The organism is Streptomyces sp. NPDC088733 (assembly GCF_044751185.1).
Classification (GTDB): Bacteria; Actinomycetota; Actinomycetes; order Streptomycetales; family Streptomycetaceae; genus Actinacidiphila.
The window spans coordinates 25249-44454 of record NZ_JBIVLH010000031.1; the positions used below are offsets into that span (position 1 = coordinate 25249).

The window sequence follows — 19206 nt, forward strand, 5'->3', positions numbered from 1 at the left end:
CGGTGACCGCACGCCGGGCCGGCAGGCTCCGCCCACTGCCGAAGATCGGTCTGCGCTGGAAGGTGTGCGCGGCCATCGCCGTGGTCTCCGCGCTGGTCGCGCTCGTCCTGAGCCTGGTGGTGCACAACGCGGCCCGCGCCAGCATGATCGACAACTCCCGCGACGTGCAGAACGAGCGGGTGCAGTTCGCGCAGCGGATCTACGAGTCCACCGGCCGGCTCACCATCGACGCCCAGCTGAACGACCCGGCGCTGCCCGCCCCGCTGACCCGGCTGGCGCGCGAGGGCAAGCGGGCCACCTTTGTCGCCGACACCGGCGGGGCGCCGGTGGTGTGGGCGGAGACCCCGCTCGCGGACGGCAAGATCCTTTCGCTGAAGACCACCTTCACCGACCGCTTCTCGGTCCTGGAGGATCTGGACCAGGCGCTGGTCATCGGCTCCACCGCGGTCGTCGTCGGCGGCACCGCGCTCGGCGTCCTCATCGGCGGCCAGCTCTCGCGCCGGCTGCGGAAGGCCGCCGTGGCCGCCGGCCGGGTGGCGGACGGGGAGACCCGGGTACGGGTCCGGGAGGCCATCGGCGGCCGGGTCCGCGACGAGACGGACGAACTCGCCCGCGCGGTGGACGCCATGGCGGACGCCCTGGCCGGGCGCCTGGAGGCCGAGCGCCGGGTCACCGCCGACATCGCCCACGAACTGCGCACCCCCGTGACGGGTCTGGTCACCGCCGCCGAACTGCTGCCCCCGGGGCGCCCCGCGGAACTGGTCCGGGACCGGGCGCAGGCGCTGCGCACCCTCGTCGAGGACGTGCTGGAGGTCGCCCGGCTCGACGGCGCGGCCGAGCAGGCCGATCTCCAGGACGTCGCCCTCGGTGGCTTCGTGCGCCGCCGGGTCGCCGCCGTCGCCCCCTCGGCCACCGTGGACGTGCGCGACGACGCGGTCGTGCGCACCGATCCCCGGCGCCTGGAGCGCGTGCTGGCCAATCTGCTCGGCAACGCCGTGCGGCACGGCAGGCCGCCCGTCGAGGTCACGGTGGACGGCCCCTACCTGGAGGTCCGCGACCACGGCCCGGGTTTCCCCGAGGCCCTGCTCCGCGACGGCCCCAGCCGCTTCCGCACCGGCAGCAGCGACCGCGGCGGCGGCCACGGCCTCGGGCTGACGATCGCCGCCGGGCAGACCCGCGTCCTCGGCGCCCGCCTCACCTTCCGCAACGCCCCCGACGGCGGCGCCGTCGCCCGGCTGCTGCTCCCCCGGGACTAGGCCGCGGCCGGGCTCAGCCCTCGATCCGCTCCTGCGTGCCCTCGCCCCACTCCTTGCTGAGGTCCAGCCCGTCGCGCCGCTGGGTGAGGCTGAACCAGTTGCCGGAGTCGTCGCGCATGATCGCCTCGGTGCCGTAGGGGCGCTCCTGGGGCTCCTGGAGGAAGGTGACGCCCTTGCCCTTGAGGTCGCGGTAGGTGGCGTGGATGTCGTCGGTACGGAGCACGCCCGCGCCGAGGACGCCCTTGGCCACCAGCGAGCTGAGCTGCTCGGCGGACTCGGGGTCGAGCGCGGGCGGGCCGGGCACCATGAGGGTGATCTCGACGTCGGGCTGCTCCTTGGGGCCCACGGTCAGCCAGCGCATCGCCCCCATGCTCATGTCCGTGCGGACCTCGAAACCGAGCTTGTCGCAGTAGAACTCCTTGGCGCGTTCCTGGTCCTGCACCCAGACGGTGACGATGGAGATACCGGTGATCCCAGTGGTCATGACCTGCTCCTGAGGGGGTCGCGTGCTTGCCCCTCCACGCTAGGCGGGGGCCGCCTCACGGCGCTTCTCCGGAATTGCGGAATCCGCCGGCCCAGAACAGGGCGTAGCACCCGGGTATCAGGGCCGCGCCGCGGCCGAGGTGCCGGCGGCGGTACTCGGTCGGGGTGAGCCCGGTGTGCTGCTTGAAGCGGCTGGAGAAGGTGCCGAGGCCGGAGAAGCCCACGAGTGTGCAGATCTCGGTGACGGCCAGGTCCGCCGTGCGCAGCATCTCCTGCGCGCGCTCGATGCGGCGCCGGCTCAGGTACTGCCCGGGGGTCTCCCCGTACACCGCTTTGAAGGAGCGCACGAAGTGGTAGCGGGAGTAGCCGGCGTGCGCGGCCACCGCGTCCAGGTCCAGCGGCTGGGCCCAGTCGCGGTCCATCGCGTCCTTGGCCAGCCGCAGCTGCCGCAGGAGCCGGAGATTCACCGCCATACGACGATGCTCGCACGGGGGTCGGACACGACCCCCGTGCGAGCACGGGTCACTGCGGGTGCCGGACGAAGCGGCGGGCGGGGGCGGGGCTCAGAAGGCCTCGACCGCTGCCATGACCTCCTGCTCGCCGTCCTTGTCCTCGGGGGCCTTCGCGGCCGGGCCGCCGCGCAGCGGGATCTCCTTGACGAAGAACGCGAGGACGAAGCCGACGACGCTGAGCGCCGCGCCCCACAGGAAGACGGAGTGCGTACCGCTGGCGACCGCGTGGAGGTACGCGTCCCGTACCGCCTCGGGCAGCTTGGCCAGGCTCTTCGGGTCCATCTGGCCGGACCCGCCGCCGACCGCCGCCCCGGCGTTGCCCAACCGGGCGGTCATGGTGTCCTGCAGCTTGTCCACGAAAATCGAGCCGAAAAGCGCGACACCGAAGGAACCGCCGATGGTGCGGAACAGGGTGGAGGACGAGGAGCCGACGCCGATGTCCTTCATCTCGACGCTGTTCTGCGCGATCAGCATGGTGATCTGCATCAGGAAGCCCATGCCGGCGCCGAGCACGGCCATCCACACGCCGGAGACGAAGCGGGAGGTACCGGTGTCCATGGTCGACAGGAGCAGGAGCCCGGCGGTGATCAGGGCGCCGCCGATGATCGGGAAGATCTTGTACTTGCCGGTCTGCGTGGTGACCCGGCCCGCGATGAGCGAGACCACCATCATCGACAGCAGCATCGGCAGGAGCAGCAGGCCGGAGTTGGTCGCCGAGGCGCCCTGGACGGTCTGCTGGTACAGCGGCAGGAAGGTGAGCGCGCCGAACATCACGAAGCCGACCAGGAAGCCGATCACCGAGATCAGCGAGAAGTTGCGGCTGTGGAAGATGTGCAGCGGCATCACGGGCTCCGCCGCGCGGGTCTCGGCGAACAGGAAGGCGGCGAGCGCGACCAGGCCGAGCGCGAGCAGTCCGAAGATCTGGACGGACGCCCAGGGGTACTCCTTGCCGCCCCAGGTGGTCAGCAGGACGAGCGAGGTGATGCTGATGGTGAGCAGGATCGCGCCGAGGTAGTCGATGCGGGCCTGGACCCGCTTCTTCGGCAGGTGCAGCACCGCGGAGATCACGAAGAGCGCGACCACACCGAGCGGCAGGTTGATGTAGAAGCTCCAGCGCCAGCCCCAGTTGTCGGTGATGCTGCCGCCGACCAGCGGGCCGCCGATCATGGCGACCGCCATGACGCCGGCCATCATGCCCTGGTACTTGCCGCGCTCGCGGGGCGGGATCAGGTCACCGATGATCGCCATGACGCCGACGATCAGGCCGCCGGCGCCCAGGCCCTGGATGGCGCGGAAGGCGATCAGCTGGCCCATGTCCTGCGCCATGCCGGAGAGCGCCGAGCCGATCAGGAAGAGCACGATCGACGCCATGAAGATGCCCTTGCGGCCGTACATGTCGCCGAGCTTGCCCCAGATGGGCGTCGACGCGGCCGTCGCAAGGGTGTAAGCGGTGACCACCCACGACAGGTGCTCCAGGCCGCCCAGTTCGCCGACGATGGTGGGCATCGCCGTGCCGACGATCATGTTGTCGAGCATCGCGAGCAGCATCGCGATCATCAGCCCGAACAACACCACACGCACGCTGCGCTGCGGTGCCTCGGCGGTGTCCGCCATTACAAGCTCCCCTACTTGTCACGCATTTGCCGTGAGTTGCTTACCTGCCGCCCGGCTAGTTGCCCCGGGCATCCTGAATGTAAGCCGCTTACTAGCCGGGCGTCAAGTAAGTTAAAGTTCGCCCATGGCCACGCCGCACACGCGCAGAGGTGATACGCGCCGTCGCATCCAGGACGTCGCGCTCGAGCTGTTCGCCCAGCAGGGGTACGAGAAGACGTCGCTGCGCGAGATCGCCGAGCACCTCGACGTCACCAAGGCGGCGCTGTACTACCACTTCAAGACCAAGGAAGACATCCTCATCAGCATCGTGGAGGACCTGACCTCCCCGGTCGACGAGCTGATCGAGTGGGCGGCCGGCCAGCCCCGCACCCTGGAGACCAAGCAGGAGGTGCTGCGGCGCTACAGCGAGGCGCTGTGGGTCTCGGGGCCGCTCTTCCGCTTCATCCAGGAGAACCAGGCCACGGTCCGCGACCTCAGCATCGGCGAGGCCTTCAAGTCCAAGCTGTTCGCCGTGCACGCGCTGCTGCGCGACCCCGAGGCGCCGCTGACCGACCAGGTCCGCTCGATCACCGCCGTCTTCGCCATGCACGCGGGCATGTTCACGATGCAGAACATCGAGGGCGACCCCGAGGAGAAGCGCGCAGCCGTCCTCGAGGTCGCCCAGGGGCTCATCGCCGAGACCTACCGGGGTGACCGGGGGCAGGGCGGAGCGGGTGAAGCGGATGAAGCAGGTGATCCGGAAGAGGGATCACGGGAGGGTCAGACCGAGACGCCCTCGGCCCGAAGGAACGGCAGCGGGCTCACCGACGAGCCGTAGTACGGGGTCGTACGGATCTCGAAGTGCAGGTGCGGGCCGGTGCTGTTGCCGGTGTTGCCGGACAGGGCGATCTGCTCGCCGGTGTTCACGTGCTCGCCGACGCGCACCTGGATCTTCGACAGGTGGCCGTACTGCGAGTACGTGTTGTCGGCGTGGCGGATGACGATGTTGTTGCCGTACGCGCCGCCCCAGCCCGCCGTCACGACGGTGCCGCTGTGCACGGCGTGCACGTCGGTGCCGATGGCGACGGCGAAGTCCTGGCCGGAGTGCTTGTGCGCCCAGTGGGCGCCGTCCTTCATGTAGCCGGCCGAGAGCTGGTAGTGCTTGACCGGGGTCATCCAGGCCGCGGAGAGCCGCTGCTCCTGGTGCGCGGCGTGCAGCACGGTGCGCTGGTGTTCGGCCTTGTTCGCCACGGCGGCGCGCTGCTGGCCGTCGGCCTGGGCCCGGGTGGCCTCCGCCAGCTTGCCGGCCGCGCCCGTCCCCAGCAGCCCCGCGTCCTGGGTCCCGGCTGCCATGGCCGTGCCCGCTGCGCCGAGCGCCAGCGACGCCACGACGCCGGCGGTCACGACGGCGCCGCGGCCGCGGATGACGGAGTTGGAGAAGTTGGGCTTGAGCATGCAATTACCTCGCGGAAATAGCCGGAAAAGTCCTCGCGGTTGTCGGCCGCGAGTCACAGGTAACCCGGTATTCCTGGCGGGGACAAACCCCCGCATCCACTATTCCGCATAGTAGGCATTTCCCCGGATGCGGCCCCGACCCCTGCCCCACCGGGCCGCACTCCTCTAATGACCTTCGTACGTGTCCCAGGTCACGTGGGTCAGGTCACCGCCCGCGGGACCAAAGGAAATGGCCCCCGGGGGACGAAAGGCCGCCCCTGGGGACCAAAGTCCTGTGGCCCGCGCCACGCATCGGGAAAAGCCGTCACAGCCTTTCTTCGGCGGAATTCAGCCCGGCAAGGACAATGGCCGTGCGGCCGTCCGCGACCGACCGGAAGCGCGACGGGACCACCGAGGCGTCCAGGGACCAGCGCTGCGCGGGGCGGCTGTCGCGCGGCGCGAGGACGACCCCAGCCCCCTGTTCCGCACCGTCGGGCGCCACGGCCAGCTGCTGGTTCCAGCGCGGCACGAGGTCGCCGGTGAGCGTCAGGTCGTAGCGCACGTCCTCGGCGCCGGTGACGAACGAGGCGGTGCACAGCCCCAGTTCGAGCGCCGCGCCCCGGTGCGAGTTGAGGCAGTACGAGGGCTCGGCGACGCTGCGCAGCAGCCCGTCCCGTTCGTACGTCCAGAACTGGGTGGCCGCGGAGTCGCACACCGCGGTGCGCGCCGTCGTGCCCAGGACCGTCCCGCGCCCGGTCAGGTCGACGCACAGGTCGCTGCCCTGGTTGCGCAGCCGCCCCCGCAGCCCCCCGCCCGGCACCGGGTCGGCGGTGACGGCGCCGGAGCCCGGCGCCCTGGCCGGCTCCGAGGGCGAGGCGGGGACCGAGAGGGAGGCGGAGGCGGGGAAGGACGCGCCCGGGAAGACGCCCGCCGAGGCCCGGTCGTCGGTGCCGCCGTCCGAGAGGAGCCCGGCGATACCGGCGACTGCCGACACGAGCAGGACGACCCCGCCGACCCCCAGGGCCGCCGCGCCGGCCGCTCCCGGCCGCCGGCGCAGCAGCCCGCCGGCCTTCCGGCGCCGGCCTCCGTGCCGGGGCCCCGACGGGCCGCCGGGGCGGCCGCCCGCCGCGGCCGCGGCATCGTTGTCACGCGCCGCACGGCGCGCGGGGCGGGAGTCGAGATAGGTCCGTGCCTCCCAGACCAGCACCGCCTCGGCGATCAGCGTGCCCAAACGCTCGCCGGAGTGGTCGAGTTGCTCGGCGGCGTAGCGGCAGTGGTCGCACTTGGCGATGTGGCGCTGCAGATCGGGCACGAGCCCGGCGCCGCCCCGGTGGACGGAGATGTCGAGCAGCCGGCTGAACTGCAGGCAGCTCTCGTACGGGGCCAGGTCGCGGTGGGCCTGGACACAGGCCTCACGGAAGCGGGTGCGCGCGAGCTCCAGTTGCCCGGCGGCCTTCTCCTGGCCGACGCCGAGCAGGGCGGCCGGCACGGCGAGGGTCTCCGCATCGACCTCGACGTGCCAGAGCAGGCAGCGGGCCGGTTCGGGGAGCCGCTGGAACGCCCGGTGGACCAGCCGGCGGTTGTCCGGGACGGCCAGGCGCGGATCGGTCTGGTCGCCGCGCAGCCGCAGCCCGCGGTGGAGCGAGGCGCGCCGGCGGTCGGTGGCCCATTCCTCCGCGATGCGGTGGACGGTGACCAGGAGCTCCGGGCGCCATGCGGCCGACGGCCCGGTCAGCCGCAGCGTGTCGACGAAGACCCGGGTGAAGGCGGCCGACGCGAGGATGCCCGCCGTGTGCCCGGAGACGGCGCACAACTCCGCGTACTCGAAGACCGGCCGCCAATGGCGGGCCAGCAACTCCTCGAAGGGCTGGTGGACGGCTGGTTTTCCCGAGAAGTTTCTGAGCTCCACCGACAGGGCCTCGTCCGGAACGTCGAACAAATGGCCGGGGTGCGGGGAATTCGAGGAGAACGAATCCTTCAACGAGCGTTTCCTTCCGCGTTCGCCGCACGGGGAAAAGTACGAACCATTCCACCGGCGGGCACGCAGCTACGTGGGGGGACGCGGGACCGGGGCACCGGGAGGTGTGCTCTCTCCCTTCGCCTGGATCGGCTCATCGGGAATGCCTGCGGGAATGACGGCGCGACACCGGCCCACGGAGAAGGAAGACAGAAGGATTCCCGCGCGCGAGCAGGGCTCACCTTTCCATAAATCAGACGAGCACAACAAGGGTGGGTTCATCGGGAACACAAATGAGCCGGCCCCGCCCGTACTTGTGTACGGACGGGGCCGGCCCCGGTGTTCTACGGCGCGCTTACGCGTCCTTGCTCAGGTTCGGGCCCGAGCCGCCGCTGCCGGCCGCCTCGACCGGCGGGGCGTCGGCGACGGCCACCTTCTCCTCACCGCGGAAGGTGAACTTGATGTTCTCGCCCTCGCCCTCGGTGCCCACGACCACGATGTGACCGGTGCGCAGCTCACCGAAGAGGATCTTCTCGGAGAGCACGTCCTCGATCTCGCGCTGGATCGTCCGGCGCAGCGGACGGGCACCCAGCACGGGGTCGTAGCCGCGCTTGGCGAGCAGGGACTTGGCCTCGGGGCTGAGCTCGATGCCCATGTCCTTGTCCTTGAGGCGCTCGTCCACCCGGGCGATCATGAGGTCGACGATCTGGATGATGTCTTCCTCGCTGAGCTGGTGGAAGACCACGATGTCGTCGACACGGTTCAGGAACTCGGGGCGGAAGTGCTGCTTGAGCTCCTCGCCGACCTTGGCCTTCATCCGCTCGTACCCGGTCTTGACGTCACCCGCGGCCGCGAAGCCGAGGTTGAAGCCCTTGGAGATGTCCCGGGTGCCGAGGTTGGTGGTCATGATGATGACCGTGTTCTTGAAGTCCACGACCCGGCCCTGGGAGTCGGTCAGCCGACCGTCCTCCAGGATCTGCAGCAGGCTGTTGAAGATGTCCGGGTGGGCCTTCTCGACCTCGTCGAAGAGGACGACGGAGAACGGCTTGCGGCGCACCTTCTCGGTGAGCTGGCCGCCCTCCTCGTAGCCGACGTATCCGGGCGGGGAGCCGAACAGCCGCGAGACGGTGTGCTTCTCGCTGAACTCGGACATGTCGAGCTGGATCAGCGCGTCCTCGTCGCCGAAGAGGAACTCGGCGAGCGTCTTGGAGAGCTCGGTCTTACCGACACCGGACGGGCCGGCGAAGATGAACGAGCCACCGGGGCGCTTGGGGTCCTTCAGGCCGGCCCGCGTACGGCGGATCGCCTGCGACAGGGCCTTGATCGCGTCCTTCTGGCCGATGACGCGCTTGTGCAGCTCGTCCTCCATGCGCAGCAGACGCGAGGACTCCTCCTCGGTGAGCTTGAAGACCGGGATGCCCGTGGCGGTGGCCAGGACCTCGGCGATCAGCTCCTCGTCGACCTCGGCGACGACGTCCATGTCGCCGGCCTTCCACTCCTTCTCGCGCTTGGTCTTGCCGGCAAGGAGCTGCTTCTCCTTGTCGCGCAGCGAGGCGGCCTTCTCGAAGTCCTGCGAGTCGATCGCGGACTCCTTCTCCCGGCGCACGTCGGCGATCTTCTCGTCGAACTCGCGCAGGTCCGGCGGAGCGGTCATCCGGCGGATGCGCATCCGGGAGCCGGCCTCGTCGATCAGGTCGATCGCCTTGTCCGGCAGGAAGCGGTCCGAGATGTAGCGGTCGGCGAGGGTCGCCGCGGCCACCAGGGCGGCGTCCGTGATGGACACGCGGTGGTGGGCCTCGTAGCGGTCCCGCAGGCCCTTGAGGATCTCGATGGTGTGCGGCAGCGACGGCTCCGCGACCTGGATGGGCTGGAAGCGGCGCTCCAGGGCCGCGTCCTTCTCCAGGTGCTTGCGGTACTCGTCGAGCGTGGTGGCGCCGATGGTCTGCAGCTCACCGCGGGCGAGCATCGGCTTGAGGATCGAGGCGGCGTCGATCGCGCCCTCGGCGGCACCCGCACCCACCAGGGTGTGGAGCTCGTCGATGAACAGGATGATGTCGCCGCGGGTGCGGATCTCCTTGAGCACCTTCTTCAGGCGCTCCTCGAAGTCACCGCGGTAGCGGGAGCCGGCGACCAGGGCGCCGAGGTCCAGCGTGTAGAGCTGCTTGTCCTTCAGCGTCTCGGGGACCTCGCCCTTGACGATGGCCTGGGCCAGGCCCTCGACGACGGCGGTCTTGCCGACGCCGGGCTCGCCGATGAGGACGGGGTTGTTCTTGGTGCGGCGCGACAGCACCTGCATCACGCGCTCGATCTCCTTCTCGCGCCCGATCACCGGGTCGAGCTTGGTCTCACGAGCGGCCTGGGTGAGGTTGCGGCCGAACTGGTCCAGGACGAGCGAGGTCGAGGGGGTGCCCTCGGCGGGACCGCCGGCGGTGGCGGCCTCCTTGCCCTGGTAGCCGGAGAGCAGCTGGATGACCTGCTGCCGCACCCGGTTCAGATCGGCGCCCAGCTTCACGAGGACCTGGGCGGCGACACCCTCACCCTCGCGGATCAGGCCGAGCAGGATGTGCTCCGTGCCGATGTAGTTGTGGCCGAGCTGGAGGGCCTCACGGAGCGACAGCTCCAGGACCTTCTTGGCCCGGGGGGTGAAGGGGATGTGACCGGAAGGGGCCTGCTGGCCCTGACCGATGATCTCCTCGACCTGCTGGCGGACCGCCTCGAGCGAAATCCCGAGGCTCTCCAGGGCCTTAGCGGCGACACCCTCACCCTCGTGGATAAGGCCCAGGAGGATGTGCTCGGTGCCGATGTAGTTGTGGTTGAGCATCCGGGCTTCTTCCTGAGCCAGGACGACAACCCGCCGCGCGCGGTCGGTGAACCTCTCGAACATCGTTAATCGCTCCTCAGAGCGGTCGGGCAGTTAGGGGCGTGTCCCCTCCCTGTCCTTCCGCATGCTAGTCCCGCACAGCGGGGCAGCTCACTTCAACCGTCGACACCTCGCGAGGTCGTTTACCCCCCGCGCCGTCGACAACAGCCACAACTTGATGGTGCGAGACGATGTTCCCGCAGGCCAGGCGGATAGCCCTTTGTCCAGTACGCCGAGGGCGAACGCCCCGCCTGTCCGACACGACCGTCGTCCCTTCCCACTAGGTATTTTCTTACCCGCTCCCACCGACAGTCCATGCGAGAAGCGCGCCCGCTGTCTGCTACAGGCGAACAGGCTTGCGTCCGGGGAATTCACGGACAGTGACGGATACCGGCACCCGGGTACTCCTGGTGACGGCCCTCGTAACCGTGGCCGGGTCCGCGGCGTTGCGCACGTCATGCAGGGCTTGCGAGGCACGGACACGGCGGACACGCCGGGCACGGCGGTCACCACAGGCACGACGGGCATGGACGCCCTCGACGTGCCCGCGGCGGCCGGGTACGAGGTGCTGGACCGCTTCCCGGCCCCGCGGACCGGGCCCGTGGCCCTGGAGGGGCCGCGCATGCGGTTCTACGTGGCCGCGGGCGGCGCCGCGGAACTGCCCGGGCTGCTGGACTGGCTGGAGTGGACCGGCGTCCCGCTGGACCTGGTGCCGCTCCAGGAGGACGAGGCGGGCGAGGCGCCCGCGCGGCCCGGAGCGGCCGCCGCCCCGCGGAACGACGGCGCGCCCGTGTGGCTGCGTCCGCCCGCCAGGGGCGGGCACAGCCACACGGGCGCGCCGCACTTGCCCGCCATGACGGTCGCGGGCTGCCCGGCCGACGGGGGACCCGTCGGCCTGGTGGCCCTGGTGTCCGCGCTGGCGAACGCCTGCCACCGGGTCCGGCTGCGCACCGGCCGGACCGGTCAGCCGTGCTCCTTCTCGTACGCCTCGCGGATCTGCGCCGGGACGCGGCCGCGGTCGTTGACCTCGTAGCCCGCTTCCTTGGCCCAGGCACGGATCTTCGCGGTGTCCTGGCTCGCCGAGCCGCCGCGGGAGGCGGCCTTCACGGTGCGGCCGCGGCCCGCACGGCCACCGGTGCGCCGGCCGCCGTCCACGTAGGGGCCCAGCAGGCCGCGGAGCTTGTCGGCGTTGTCGGTGGTGAGATCGATCTCGTAAGTCACTCCATCGAGTGCGAACGTCACGGTCTCATCCGCCTCGCCGCCGTCGAGGTCGTCAACAAGAAGGACCTGAACCTTCTGTGCCACCGGCTTCCCTTTCATCGAATACGGATAACCGGTAAAAGCAAACCGCCTTTTCCCGGAAAACTCAAACCCCTTGCCCGAACTGCTCCGGCCCATCACCCCGCACACGGTCTTCCGCCAGGGAACGTATCGGACATACTGTTGTCCCGGAGGCGGCCGCGGAGCGGCGTCAGAGATGCAACAGCATCCGGCTGTTGCCCAAGGTGTTCGGTTTCACTCGTTCGAGGTCGAGGAACTCGGCCACGCCCTCGTCCTTTGACCGCAGCAGCTCCCCGAAGACATCGCCGTCGACCGGCGTCTGACCGATCTGCACGAAGCCGTGCTTCACGAAGAAGTCCACTTCGAAGGTGAGGCAGAAAATTCTCCGCACTCCCAGCCAACGCGCGGTCTGCAGCAGCTTCTCCAGTACGAGATGCCCGATGCCGTTGCCGTGGTGGACCGGGTCGACCGCCAGAGTGCGCACCTCGGCGAGGTCCTCCCACATGACGTGGAGCGCCCCGCAGGCCACGACCTCGGCGTCCTGGTCGCGTTCGGCGACCCAGAACTCCTGGATGTCCTCGTAAAGCGTGACGGTCGGCTTGTCCAGGAGGATGCGGTCCCGGACATAGGCATCGAGCAGTCGCCGGACGGCCGGCACATCACCTGTGCGCGCCCGGCGGATGGTGACGTCATTTGAAGCGACGGGCATGTGCGGACGCTATCGTCCGCCCGATCCCGGTGTCCCGCCGGGGTCGGCGTGTTCTGCGGGTTGAGCGGGTTGAGCGGGTTCAGCGGATTGGACGACGCGCATTGCGTCGCGGAGCGCTTCTCGCTGTTCCGCCGACATCATCCCGAAGAAGGCGACAAGAGCGGCCGCCGGGTTGTCACTCGCGGCCCACGCCTCGTGCATCAGCGCGGCGGAGTAAGCGGCACGCGTGGAAACCGCCTCATAGCGATAGGCGCGCCCTTCGGCTTCCCGGCGCAGCCAGCCCTTCTGATGGAGGTTGTCCATTACGGTCATGACCGTCGTGTACGCGATGGAGCGCTCCTGACGCAGATCTTCGAGCACTTCGCGTACCGTCACCGGGCGGTTCCAGCGCCACACCCGTGTCATGACGGCGTCTTCGAGGTCTCCCAGAGGACGGGGCACACCCGAATACTAGTGGCAATCGGGCGGAATGCCCCGGAACGCCGGAGAACCCCGGGGATCAGACCCGGGGTTCGGCGCCGCCCGGCCGGGGGGCCGGAGCGGCGGCGTTCGCGGAGAGCGCGGCGTCGACCACCGCGTCCTCCTTGGCCTTGTTGGCCCCGCCCTGGCTCTTGATCAGCGTCCTGATGAGGAAGGTGAACGCGATGGCCATCACGGCGGGGGGCACGAGCGCGGAGACGTAGTCCATGCGACCAGAGTAGCCACGCCCCCGCGCGGCCCCGGCGCCCGGTCGGCCCGGTCGGCCCTGAGGAACCGGGTCAGCCCGTGGCGAGCTGCTCCGGCGGCCGGGGCGGGGTGCGCCGGCGCGGCGGGAAGATCTCCGCCGGGGTGGGCACCTTGCGCTTGGGCTCGTCGTGCTCGGGGCTGCCGGGATCGGCCGGCGGCGTTCTCGGGTCCGGCCGCGGCGCCGGCTTCGGTTCCCGGCCCCCACCGCGTTCCGCGGGGTCGTCGGCGGCGGTCCGGCCGCCGGGCAGGGCACGCAGCCTGGTGCGCCCCGGGCGCGCCGTGACGGGCGGCGCGGCAGGCGCCGGGATGCGGGCCGCGAGCCGGGCGCGGACGTCCAGCTCCGCGAGGTGCTCGCAGCGGCGCAGTACGCCGTACCGGCGGTGCGTCTCGGCCGCGGAGGACGGATGGGTGCGCAGCATGCGCAGCGCCGCGAGGTCGTCCGGCACGGGGACGTAGCCCGTGTCGAGCGCACCGGTCAGCCGCTCGAGGTAGCCGGCCGCGCTGCCGGGCAGCGCCGCCCGGTAGCGGGCGAGCTCCGCGAGCAGGAAGGTGCGCAGCCGCCCGGCCTCCCGGGCCGCCTCGTCCACGTCCTCGACAAGACGCAGATACTCCCGCACATCGTCGGGCGTGGGGGTCGTGGTGCTGGACTGGAGGGCCGCTGAGAGGGCGCGCCGGAGCACGCGCAGTTCATCCGCGCTGAACGCCATTCCGCCTCGGGACCCGTGTGGCGTGGGCATGCACTGACTTTACGTACTAAGCGGACAAAATACGCGTAACCAGATATGCCCGGGCGCGCCGTGCCGGCAGCCGCCCGACAGCTCGCCCCGTGCCCGCCGGGCGCCCGTCAGATCCGGTCGGATGCCCGTCAGGGCGCCTGGACGTTGCGCTCGTAGACCAGGCGCAGCCCGATGAGCGTCAGCCACGGCTCGTGGACGTCGATGGCCGCCGACTCGCCCAGCACCAGGGGCGCCAGGCCGCCGGTGGCGATGACGGTGACGTCGTCGGGGTCGTCCGCCAGCTCCCGGGCCATCCGCTCGGTCACGCCGTCCACCTGGCCCGCGAAGCCGTACAGGATGCCGGACTGCATCGCCTCGATGGTGTTCTTGCCGATGACACTGCGCGGCCGGGTCAGCTCGACCTTGCGCAGCTGCGCGCCCCGCGCCCCGAGCGCGTCCACCGAGATCTCGATGCCGGGGGCGATGGCACCGCCCGCGTACTCGCCGCGCGCGGTGACCGCGTCGAACGTGGTGGCCGTGCCGAAGTCCACGACGATGCACGGGCCGCCGTACAGGTGCACGGCGGCCAGCGAGTTGATGATCCGGTCGGAGCCGACCTCCTTCGGGTTGTCGGCCAGCACCGGGACCCCGGTCTTCACCCCGGGCTCCACGAGGACCGCGGGGACGTCGCCGTAGTAGCGGCGGGTCACCTCGCGCAGCTCGTGCAGCACGGAGGGCACCGTCGAGCAGATCGCGATGCCGTGGATGTTGTCGCCGAGCTCCTCGCCGAGCAGGGGGTGCATGCCCATCAGGCCCTGCATCAGCACCGCCAGCTCGTCCGCCGTACGGCGCGGGTCGGTGGAGACCCGCCAGTGCTCGACGATCTCGTCCCCGTCGAACAGCCCCAGCACGGTGTGGGTGTTGCCGACGTCGATGGTGAGAAGCATCAGCCCCACTCCGGCCCTTCGCCCTCGGCGCGCAGGTCGAGGCCGATGTCGAGGATCGGCGAGGAGTGGGTCAGGGCGCCCACCGCCAGGTAGTCCACACCGGTCTCGGCGTAGGCCCGGGCGGTCTCCAGGGTGATCCGGCCCGAGGACTCCAGCGCGGCGCGGCCGGCGACCAGCGCGACGGCCTCCTCGGTCTCGGCGGGGGTGAAGTTGTCCAGCAGGATCAGGTCCGCGCCGGCCTCCAGGACCTCGCGGACCTGGTGCAGGGTGTCGGCCTCGACCTCGACGGCCAGCTCCGGGAACGCGTCCCGCACGGCCTTGAAGGCGGCCGCGACGCCGCCCGCGGCGACCACGTGGTTGTCCTTGACCAGCGCCGCGTCCGACAGCGACATGCGGTGGTTGACGCCGCCGCCGCAGCGCACCGCGTACTTCTCCAGCGCGCGCAGGCCCGGGGTGGTCTTGCGGGTGTCGCGCACCCGGGTCTTCGTGCCCTCCAGCAGGTCCGCCCAGCGGCGGGTCGTGGTGGCGATGCCCGACAGGCGGCACAGCAGGTTGAGCGCGCTGCGCTCCGCGGTCAGCAGGTCCCTCGTCCGGCTGCGGACGGAGAGCAGCACCTCGCCGGCCTCGACCCGGTCGCCGTCCTCGACGTGCCGTTCCACCTCGAACTCGTCGTCGCACACCACGGACAGGATCGCCTCGGCGACCCGCAGCCCGGCCACCACGCCCGCCTCACGGGCGGTGAAGTCGCCGGTGGCGAAGGCGTCCTCGGGGATCGTGGCGACGGTGGTGACGTCCACCCCGCCGTCCAGGTCCTCCTCGATCGCCATGTGCGCGATGTCCTCGACCAGCACCGGGTCCAGGCCGGACTCCGCCAGCAGCTGGGCCAGGCCCGGGTCGAGGCCGCACTCGTGGGGGTCGTACCCGTGCTCGTCGCCGGCGCCGCAGCCGCAGCCGTCACCGCAGCCACCGCCCCCGCCGCCGCTCGGGCCGCCGATCTGCAGGAGGGGGTGCTCGGGCGTGCTCATCGCTGCTGCTCCGTTCCAGGGCGGGTCGGGTGGGCTCCCCCGGGCCGGGGGCCGGGGGCGAAGTCCGCTGTGTCGGTGGTGCGGATGGTGAGAGTAGCGGGTGCGGCGGGCACCGCCCCGCCCGGCCGGAGGCCGCGGGAGGCGGGCGGGTCGAGGGTGGCGACGATGTGCCGCCGCCAGGCGGCGTCGTCCCGCTCCGGCCGGTCCTCGCGCCAGTGGCAGCCGCGGGTCTCCTCACGGCGCCGGGCGGCCTCGACGAGCACCCGGGAGACCAGGCAGAGGTTGGACGCCTCCCAGGTCTCCACGCAGGGCTCGGCGGTCTTGCCGTCGCGCTCCAGCAGCTCGGCGGCGTCGGCGTACATCCGGTGCAGCGCCCCGGCCGCCTCCTCCAGGCTGGCGGCGCTGCGCAGCACGCCCGCCCCGCGCGTCATGATCCGCTGGATCGCGTACCGCGCCTCGGAGGGCAGCAGCGGGAAGCGGCTCGGGGCCGGGATCACCGGGGCGCCGGGGTCCGCCGGGCGGGCGGCGATGTCGGCGGCGATCCGCTCGGCGAAGACCAGCCCTTCGAGCAGGGAGTTCGACGCCAGCCGGTTGGCGCCGTGCACACCGGTGCAGGCGACCTCGCCGCAGGCGTACAGGCCCGGCACGGTCGTACGGCCGTGCAGGTCGGTGCGGACGCCGCCGGAGGCGTAGTGCGCGGCCGGGGCGACCGGGATCGGCTCGGTCACCGGGTCGATGCCGTGGGCGCGGCAGGCGGCCAGGATCGTGGGGAAGCGCTTGCTCCACATCTCGGCCCCGAAATGGCGGCCGTCCAGGAACATGTGGTCGGCGCCGGTCTCCTGCATCCTGCGCGTGATGCCCTTGGCGACGATGTCCCGCGGGGCCAGCTCGGCCAGCTCGTGCTGCCCCAGCATGAAGCGCACGCCGTCGGCGTCCACGAGGTGGGCGCCCTCGCCGCGCACCGCCTCGGAGACCAGCGGCTGCTGGCCCTCGGCGTCCGTGCCGAGGAAGAGCACCGTCGGATGGAACTGCACGAACTCCAGGTCCGACACCTCCGCCCCGGCGCGCAGCGCCAGCGCCACGCCGTCACCGGTCGACACCGCGGGGTTGGTCGTCGCGGAGAACACCTGGCCCATGCCGCCGGTGGCCAGCACCACGGCCCGGGCCCGGACCGAGCCGACCCCGTCGCGCTGCCCCGCGCCCATGACGTGCAGGCTCACCCCCGCGGTGTTGCCGTCGGCGTCGGTGAGCAGATCCAGGACCAGCGCGTTCTCGATGAACTCGATCCTGGCCTCGCGTACGGCCTCGATCAGGGCCCGGGAGATCTCCGCGCCCGTCGCGTCGCCGCCCGCGTGCGCGATGCGGCGGCGGTGGTGGCCGCCCTCGCGGGTCAGCAGAACCTCGCCGGTGGTCTCGCTGGTGTCGAAGTGCGCGCCCGTCGCCATCAGCCGGCGCACCGCGTCGGGGCCCTCGGTGACCAGGACGCGGACCGCCTCCTCGTCGCACAGCCCGGCGCCCGCCACCAACGTGTCGTCCAGGTGCTGCGCCGGGGTGTCGCCCTCGCCGAGGGCCGCGGCGATGCCGCCCTGGGCCCAGCGGGTGGAACCGTCGTCGAGGTGGGCCTTGGTCACGACGGTGACCCTGGCCCCCTGCGCGGCGCAGCGCAGCGCGACCGTCAGCCCGGCGACGCCGGAGCCGACCACCACCACGTCGGCCTCGTGCGCCCAGCCGGGCGCGGGGGCGAGCAGCCGTATGCCGGTGGAGCTCACAGGGCGCCTCCGAAGTCGAGTGGCAGGTTGTCGATCAGTCGCGTCGCGCCGACCCGGGCGGCGACGGCGAGCACCGCCGGCCCGGTGTGGTCCGGGGCCGCCTCGGAGAAGTCGCGGGGGTCGGCGAGGGCCAGGTAGTCCACGCCCACGCCCTGTTCCCCGTCCAGGACCGCCCGGGCGGCGGCCCGTACGGCCTCCGGCCCCCGCCCGGCGGCGTCACGGCCGGCGAACAGGGCGCGGGACAGCACCAAAGCGGTGCGGCGCTCCCCTTCCGAGAGGTAGCGGTTGCGGCTGGACAGGGCCAGGCCGTCCGGCTCGCGCACGGTGGGGACACCGGCGATCTCGACGGGGAAGTTCAGGTCGGTGGCCATGCGCCGGATCAGGGCGAGCTGCTGGGCGTCCTTCTGGCCGTAGAAGGCGATGTCGGGCCGGGTCAGGTGGAGCAGCTTGGCGACGACGGTGAGCATCCCGTCGAAGTGGCCGGGGCGGGAGGCGCCCTCGTAGCGCTCGCCCATCGGCCCGGCGCTGATCCGCACCTGGGGCTGCCCGCCGGGGTACACCTCGTCCGCCGAGGGGGCGAACACCACGTCCGCGCCCGCCTGTTCGGCGACCTTCAGGTCGGCGTCGAGGGTGCGCGGGTAGCGGTCGAAGTCCTCGTTCGGGCCGAACTGGAGCGGGTTGACGAAGACGGTGACGACCACGGTGCCGTCGCCGACCCGTTCGCGGGCGGTACGGACCAGGGTCGCGTGGCCCTCGTGCAGGGCGCCCATCGTCATCACCACGCCCGTGGCGCCGGACCGGCCGCCGACGGCCGCCCTCAGCTCGCGCGCGGTGTGGACCAGTTCCGTCATCGCTCTCCCCGATCCCCGCCGCCGGCCGCACCGGGCCCGCCGGTTCCGTCCGTTCCGCCGGTGCCGCCGGTTCCGTCGGCGAGGACGCCGAGCAGCGCCTCGGCGAACTCCGCCTTCAGCATGCCGCCGGCCAGCGCCCGGTCCGCGGTGGCGCGGGCCATCGCGAGATAGGAGGCCGCCATCTCCGGCGCGTGGACGCGCAGTTCGGCCAGATGGGCGGCGACCGTACCGGCGTCGCCGCGGGCCACGGGGCCGGTCAGCGCGGCGTCGCCGGAGCGCAGGGCGTTGTCGAGGGCGGCGCCGAGCAGCGGGCCGAGCATCCGGCCGGGCTCGGCGACGCCGGAGGCGCGCAGCAGTTCCATGGACTGCGCGACCAGGGTGACCAGGTGGTTGGCGCCGATGGCCAGGCCCGCGTGGTAGAGCGGCCGGGCCGACTCCTCGATCCACTCGGGCTCGCCGCCCATCTCGATGACCAGCGCCTCGGCGGCCATCCGCAGCTCCTGCGGGGCCGTGACGCCGAAGGAGCAGCCGGCCAGCCGCTGCACGTCGACAGAGGTGCCGGTGAAGGTCATCGCCGGGTGCAGCGCGAGCGGCAGCGCGCCCGCGCGCAGGGCGGGGGCCAGGACGCCCGTGCCGTACCGGCCGGAGGTGTGCACCAGCAGCTGGCCCGGCCGGACCGCCCCGGTCCCGGCGAGCCCCGTCACCAGGTCCGGCAGCGCGTCGTCAGGCACGGTCAGCAGCACCAGGTCGGCGCGGGCCAGCACCTCGGCGGGCTCCACCAGCGGCACGTCGGGCAGCAGCGCGGCGGCCCGGCGGCGCGAGGCGTCGGAGACACCGGACGCGGCGACGGGGCGGTGCCCCGCCATCCGCAGCGCGGCCGCGAGCGCGGGACCGACCCGCCCCGCGCCGACGACGCCGACCGTGAGCCGCGCGGGGCGGGCCTCCACGTCGGGGGGCAGGGGCCCCGGGGAGTGCGATGCGTTCACGCTGGCTTGCCTTCCGTTCCAGTCCTCGCGGGGGTACCGGACGTTCTCGTCAATGCTACGCGAATGTTCCCCGGCTCCCTCCGGCACGGCAGGATCGGGGC

At 71.9% G+C, this 19206-nt stretch carries 18 protein-coding genes and 1 pseudogene; 3 read left to right on the forward strand and 16 right to left on the reverse strand.

What is annotated here, in order from left to right; translation table 11 throughout:
* The first annotated feature begins 2 nt into the window (after positions 1-2).
* The gene (locus ACIP64_RS36510; RefSeq protein WP_401595744.1) at positions 3-1256 is read left to right on the forward strand and encodes a sensor histidine kinase; all 1254 of its coding nucleotides are present in this window, start codon (positions 3-5) and stop codon (positions 1254-1256) included.
* Positions 1257-1269: 13 nt separating this feature from the next.
* Here the strand turns inward: ACIP64_RS36510 and ACIP64_RS36515 are convergent, their stop codons facing one another.
* The 3 genes from ACIP64_RS36515 to ACIP64_RS36525 form a co-directional block, all read right to left on the reverse strand.
* The gene (locus ACIP64_RS36515) at positions 1270-1740 is read right to left on the reverse strand and encodes a VOC family protein (protein WP_401595747.1); all 471 of its coding nucleotides are present in this window, start codon (positions 1738-1740) and stop codon (positions 1270-1272) included.
* A 55-nt stretch (positions 1741-1795) separates the two neighbouring features.
* Complete coding sequence (locus ACIP64_RS36520) at positions 1796-2212, reverse strand: helix-turn-helix transcriptional regulator (protein WP_401595750.1); 417 nt, start codon at positions 2210-2212, stop codon at positions 1796-1798.
* 90 nt (positions 2213-2302) lie between these two features.
* Positions 2303-3865, reverse strand: a complete 1563-nt coding sequence (locus ACIP64_RS36525; RefSeq protein WP_401595753.1) for an MDR family MFS transporter — start codon at positions 3863-3865, stop codon at positions 2303-2305.
* Positions 3866-3989: 124 nt separating this feature from the next.
* Here ACIP64_RS36525 and ACIP64_RS36530 point away from each other — a divergent pair.
* Positions 3990-4562 (forward strand): annotated as a pseudogene (locus ACIP64_RS36530) (TetR/AcrR family transcriptional regulator); the annotation flags it as partial.
* Between the two features lie 62 nt (positions 4563-4624).
* Here the strand turns inward: ACIP64_RS36530 and ACIP64_RS36535 are convergent.
* The 3 genes from ACIP64_RS36535 to ACIP64_RS36545 form a co-directional block, all read right to left on the reverse strand.
* On the reverse strand, positions 4625-5299 hold the full coding sequence (locus tag ACIP64_RS36535; RefSeq protein ID WP_401595756.1) for a M23 family metallopeptidase: 675 nt from the start codon (positions 5297-5299) through the stop codon (positions 4625-4627).
* 304 nt (positions 5300-5603) lie between these two features.
* A complete protein-coding gene (locus ACIP64_RS36540; protein WP_401595759.1) occupies positions 5604-7259 on the reverse strand; it encodes a ricin-type beta-trefoil lectin domain protein in 1656 nt (551 codons plus the stop codon).
* Positions 7260-7590: 331 nt separating this feature from the next.
* Positions 7591-10119, reverse strand: a complete 2529-nt coding sequence (locus ACIP64_RS36545) for an ATP-dependent Clp protease ATP-binding subunit (protein ID WP_401595762.1) — start codon at positions 10117-10119, stop codon at positions 7591-7593.
* Between the two features lie 442 nt (positions 10120-10561).
* Between ACIP64_RS36545 and ACIP64_RS36550 the strand changes: the two genes are divergently transcribed.
* On the forward strand, positions 10562-11128 hold the full coding sequence (locus tag ACIP64_RS36550; RefSeq protein ID WP_401595765.1) for an SCO3374 family protein: 567 nt from the start codon (positions 10562-10564) through the stop codon (positions 11126-11128).
* Here the strand turns inward: ACIP64_RS36550 and ACIP64_RS36555 are convergent.
* The 10 genes from ACIP64_RS36555 to ACIP64_RS36600 all read right to left on the reverse strand — a co-directional run bounded on the left by ACIP64_RS36555 (position 11059) and on the right by ACIP64_RS36600 (position 19105).
* On the reverse strand, positions 11059-11400 hold the full coding sequence (locus ACIP64_RS36555) for an Lsr2 family protein (RefSeq protein ID WP_360910298.1): 342 nt from the start codon (positions 11398-11400) through the stop codon (positions 11059-11061). The genes ACIP64_RS36550 and ACIP64_RS36555 overlap by 70 nt on opposite strands.
* Before the next feature lie 166 nt (positions 11401-11566).
* Entirely contained in the window at positions 11567-12085 is a 519-nt protein-coding gene (locus tag ACIP64_RS36560; protein WP_401595768.1) for an amino-acid N-acetyltransferase, read from the reverse strand.
* 9 nt (positions 12086-12094) lie between these two features.
* Positions 12095-12526: a BlaI/MecI/CopY family transcriptional regulator gene (locus tag ACIP64_RS36565; RefSeq protein ID WP_401595771.1), complete on the reverse strand. Its 432-nt coding sequence runs from the start codon at positions 12524-12526 to the stop codon at positions 12095-12097.
* Between the two features lie 58 nt (positions 12527-12584).
* Positions 12585-12773 (reverse strand): hypothetical protein, encoded by a 189-nt coding sequence (locus ACIP64_RS36570; RefSeq protein WP_401595774.1) that lies wholly within the window; start codon positions 12771-12773, stop codon positions 12585-12587.
* A gap of 70 nt (positions 12774-12843) precedes the next feature.
* Positions 12844-13548: a hypothetical protein gene (locus ACIP64_RS36575; protein ID WP_401595777.1), complete on the reverse strand. Its 705-nt coding sequence runs from the start codon at positions 13546-13548 to the stop codon at positions 12844-12846.
* A gap of 128 nt (positions 13549-13676) precedes the next feature.
* Positions 13677-14474: a type III pantothenate kinase gene (locus tag ACIP64_RS36580; protein WP_401595780.1), complete on the reverse strand. Its 798-nt coding sequence runs from the start codon at positions 14472-14474 to the stop codon at positions 13677-13679.
* Positions 14474-15499, reverse strand: coding sequence for a carboxylating nicotinate-nucleotide diphosphorylase (gene nadC / locus ACIP64_RS36585; protein WP_401595783.1), 1026 nt, complete (start codon positions 15497-15499; stop codon positions 14474-14476). Before nadC ends, ACIP64_RS36580 begins: the two co-directional genes overlap by 1 nt.
* Entirely contained in the window at positions 15496-17268 is a 1773-nt protein-coding gene (locus tag ACIP64_RS36590; protein ID WP_401595786.1) for an L-aspartate oxidase, read from the reverse strand. The genes nadC and ACIP64_RS36590 overlap by 4 nt, the downstream gene beginning before the upstream one ends.
* Positions 17265-18119: a pantoate--beta-alanine ligase gene (panC, locus tag ACIP64_RS36595; protein WP_401595789.1), complete on the reverse strand. Its 855-nt coding sequence runs from the start codon at positions 18117-18119 to the stop codon at positions 17265-17267. The genes ACIP64_RS36590 and panC overlap by 4 nt, the downstream gene beginning before the upstream one ends.
* The gene (locus ACIP64_RS36600) at positions 18116-19105 is read right to left on the reverse strand and encodes a Rossmann-like and DUF2520 domain-containing protein (RefSeq protein ID WP_401595792.1); all 990 of its coding nucleotides are present in this window, start codon (positions 19103-19105) and stop codon (positions 18116-18118) included. The genes panC and ACIP64_RS36600 overlap by 4 nt, the downstream gene beginning before the upstream one ends.
* Between the last annotated feature and the right edge of the window lie 101 nt (positions 19106-19206).

Coding starts and splice junctions, on each gene's coding strand:
- ACIP64_RS36570 (WP_401595774.1), bottom strand. CDS start 12,773: ATGGACTACGTCTCCGCGCTCGTGCCCCCCGCCGTGATGGCCATCGCG.
- ACIP64_RS36520 (WP_401595750.1), bottom strand. CDS start 2,212: ATGGCGGTGAATCTCCGGCTCCTGCGGCAGCTGCGGCTGGCCAAGGAC.
- ACIP64_RS36560 (WP_401595768.1), bottom strand. CDS start 12,085: ATGCCCGTCGCTTCAAATGACGTCACCATCCGCCGGGCGCGCACAGGT.
- ACIP64_RS36575 (WP_401595777.1), bottom strand. CDS start 13,548: ATGCCCACGCCACACGGGTCCCGAGGCGGAATGGCGTTCAGCGCGGAT.
- nadC (WP_401595783.1), bottom strand. CDS start 15,499: ATGAGCACGCCCGAGCACCCCCTCCTGCAGATCGGCGGCCCGAGCGGC.
- ACIP64_RS36535 (WP_401595756.1), bottom strand. CDS start 5,299: ATGCTCAAGCCCAACTTCTCCAACTCCGTCATCCGCGGCCGCGGCGCC.
- ACIP64_RS36515 (WP_401595747.1), bottom strand. CDS start 1,740: ATGACCACTGGGATCACCGGTATCTCCATCGTCACCGTCTGGGTGCAG.
- ACIP64_RS36580 (WP_401595780.1), bottom strand. CDS start 14,474: ATGCTTCTCACCATCGACGTCGGCAACACCCACACCGTGCTGGGGCTG.
- ACIP64_RS36525 (WP_401595753.1), bottom strand. CDS start 3,865: ATGGCGGACACCGCCGAGGCACCGCAGCGCAGCGTGCGTGTGGTGTTG.
- ACIP64_RS36545 (WP_401595762.1), bottom strand. CDS start 10,119: ATGTTCGAGAGGTTCACCGACCGCGCGCGGCGGGTTGTCGTCCTGGCT.
- panC (WP_401595789.1), bottom strand. CDS start 18,119: ATGACGGAACTGGTCCACACCGCGCGCGAGCTGAGGGCGGCCGTCGGC.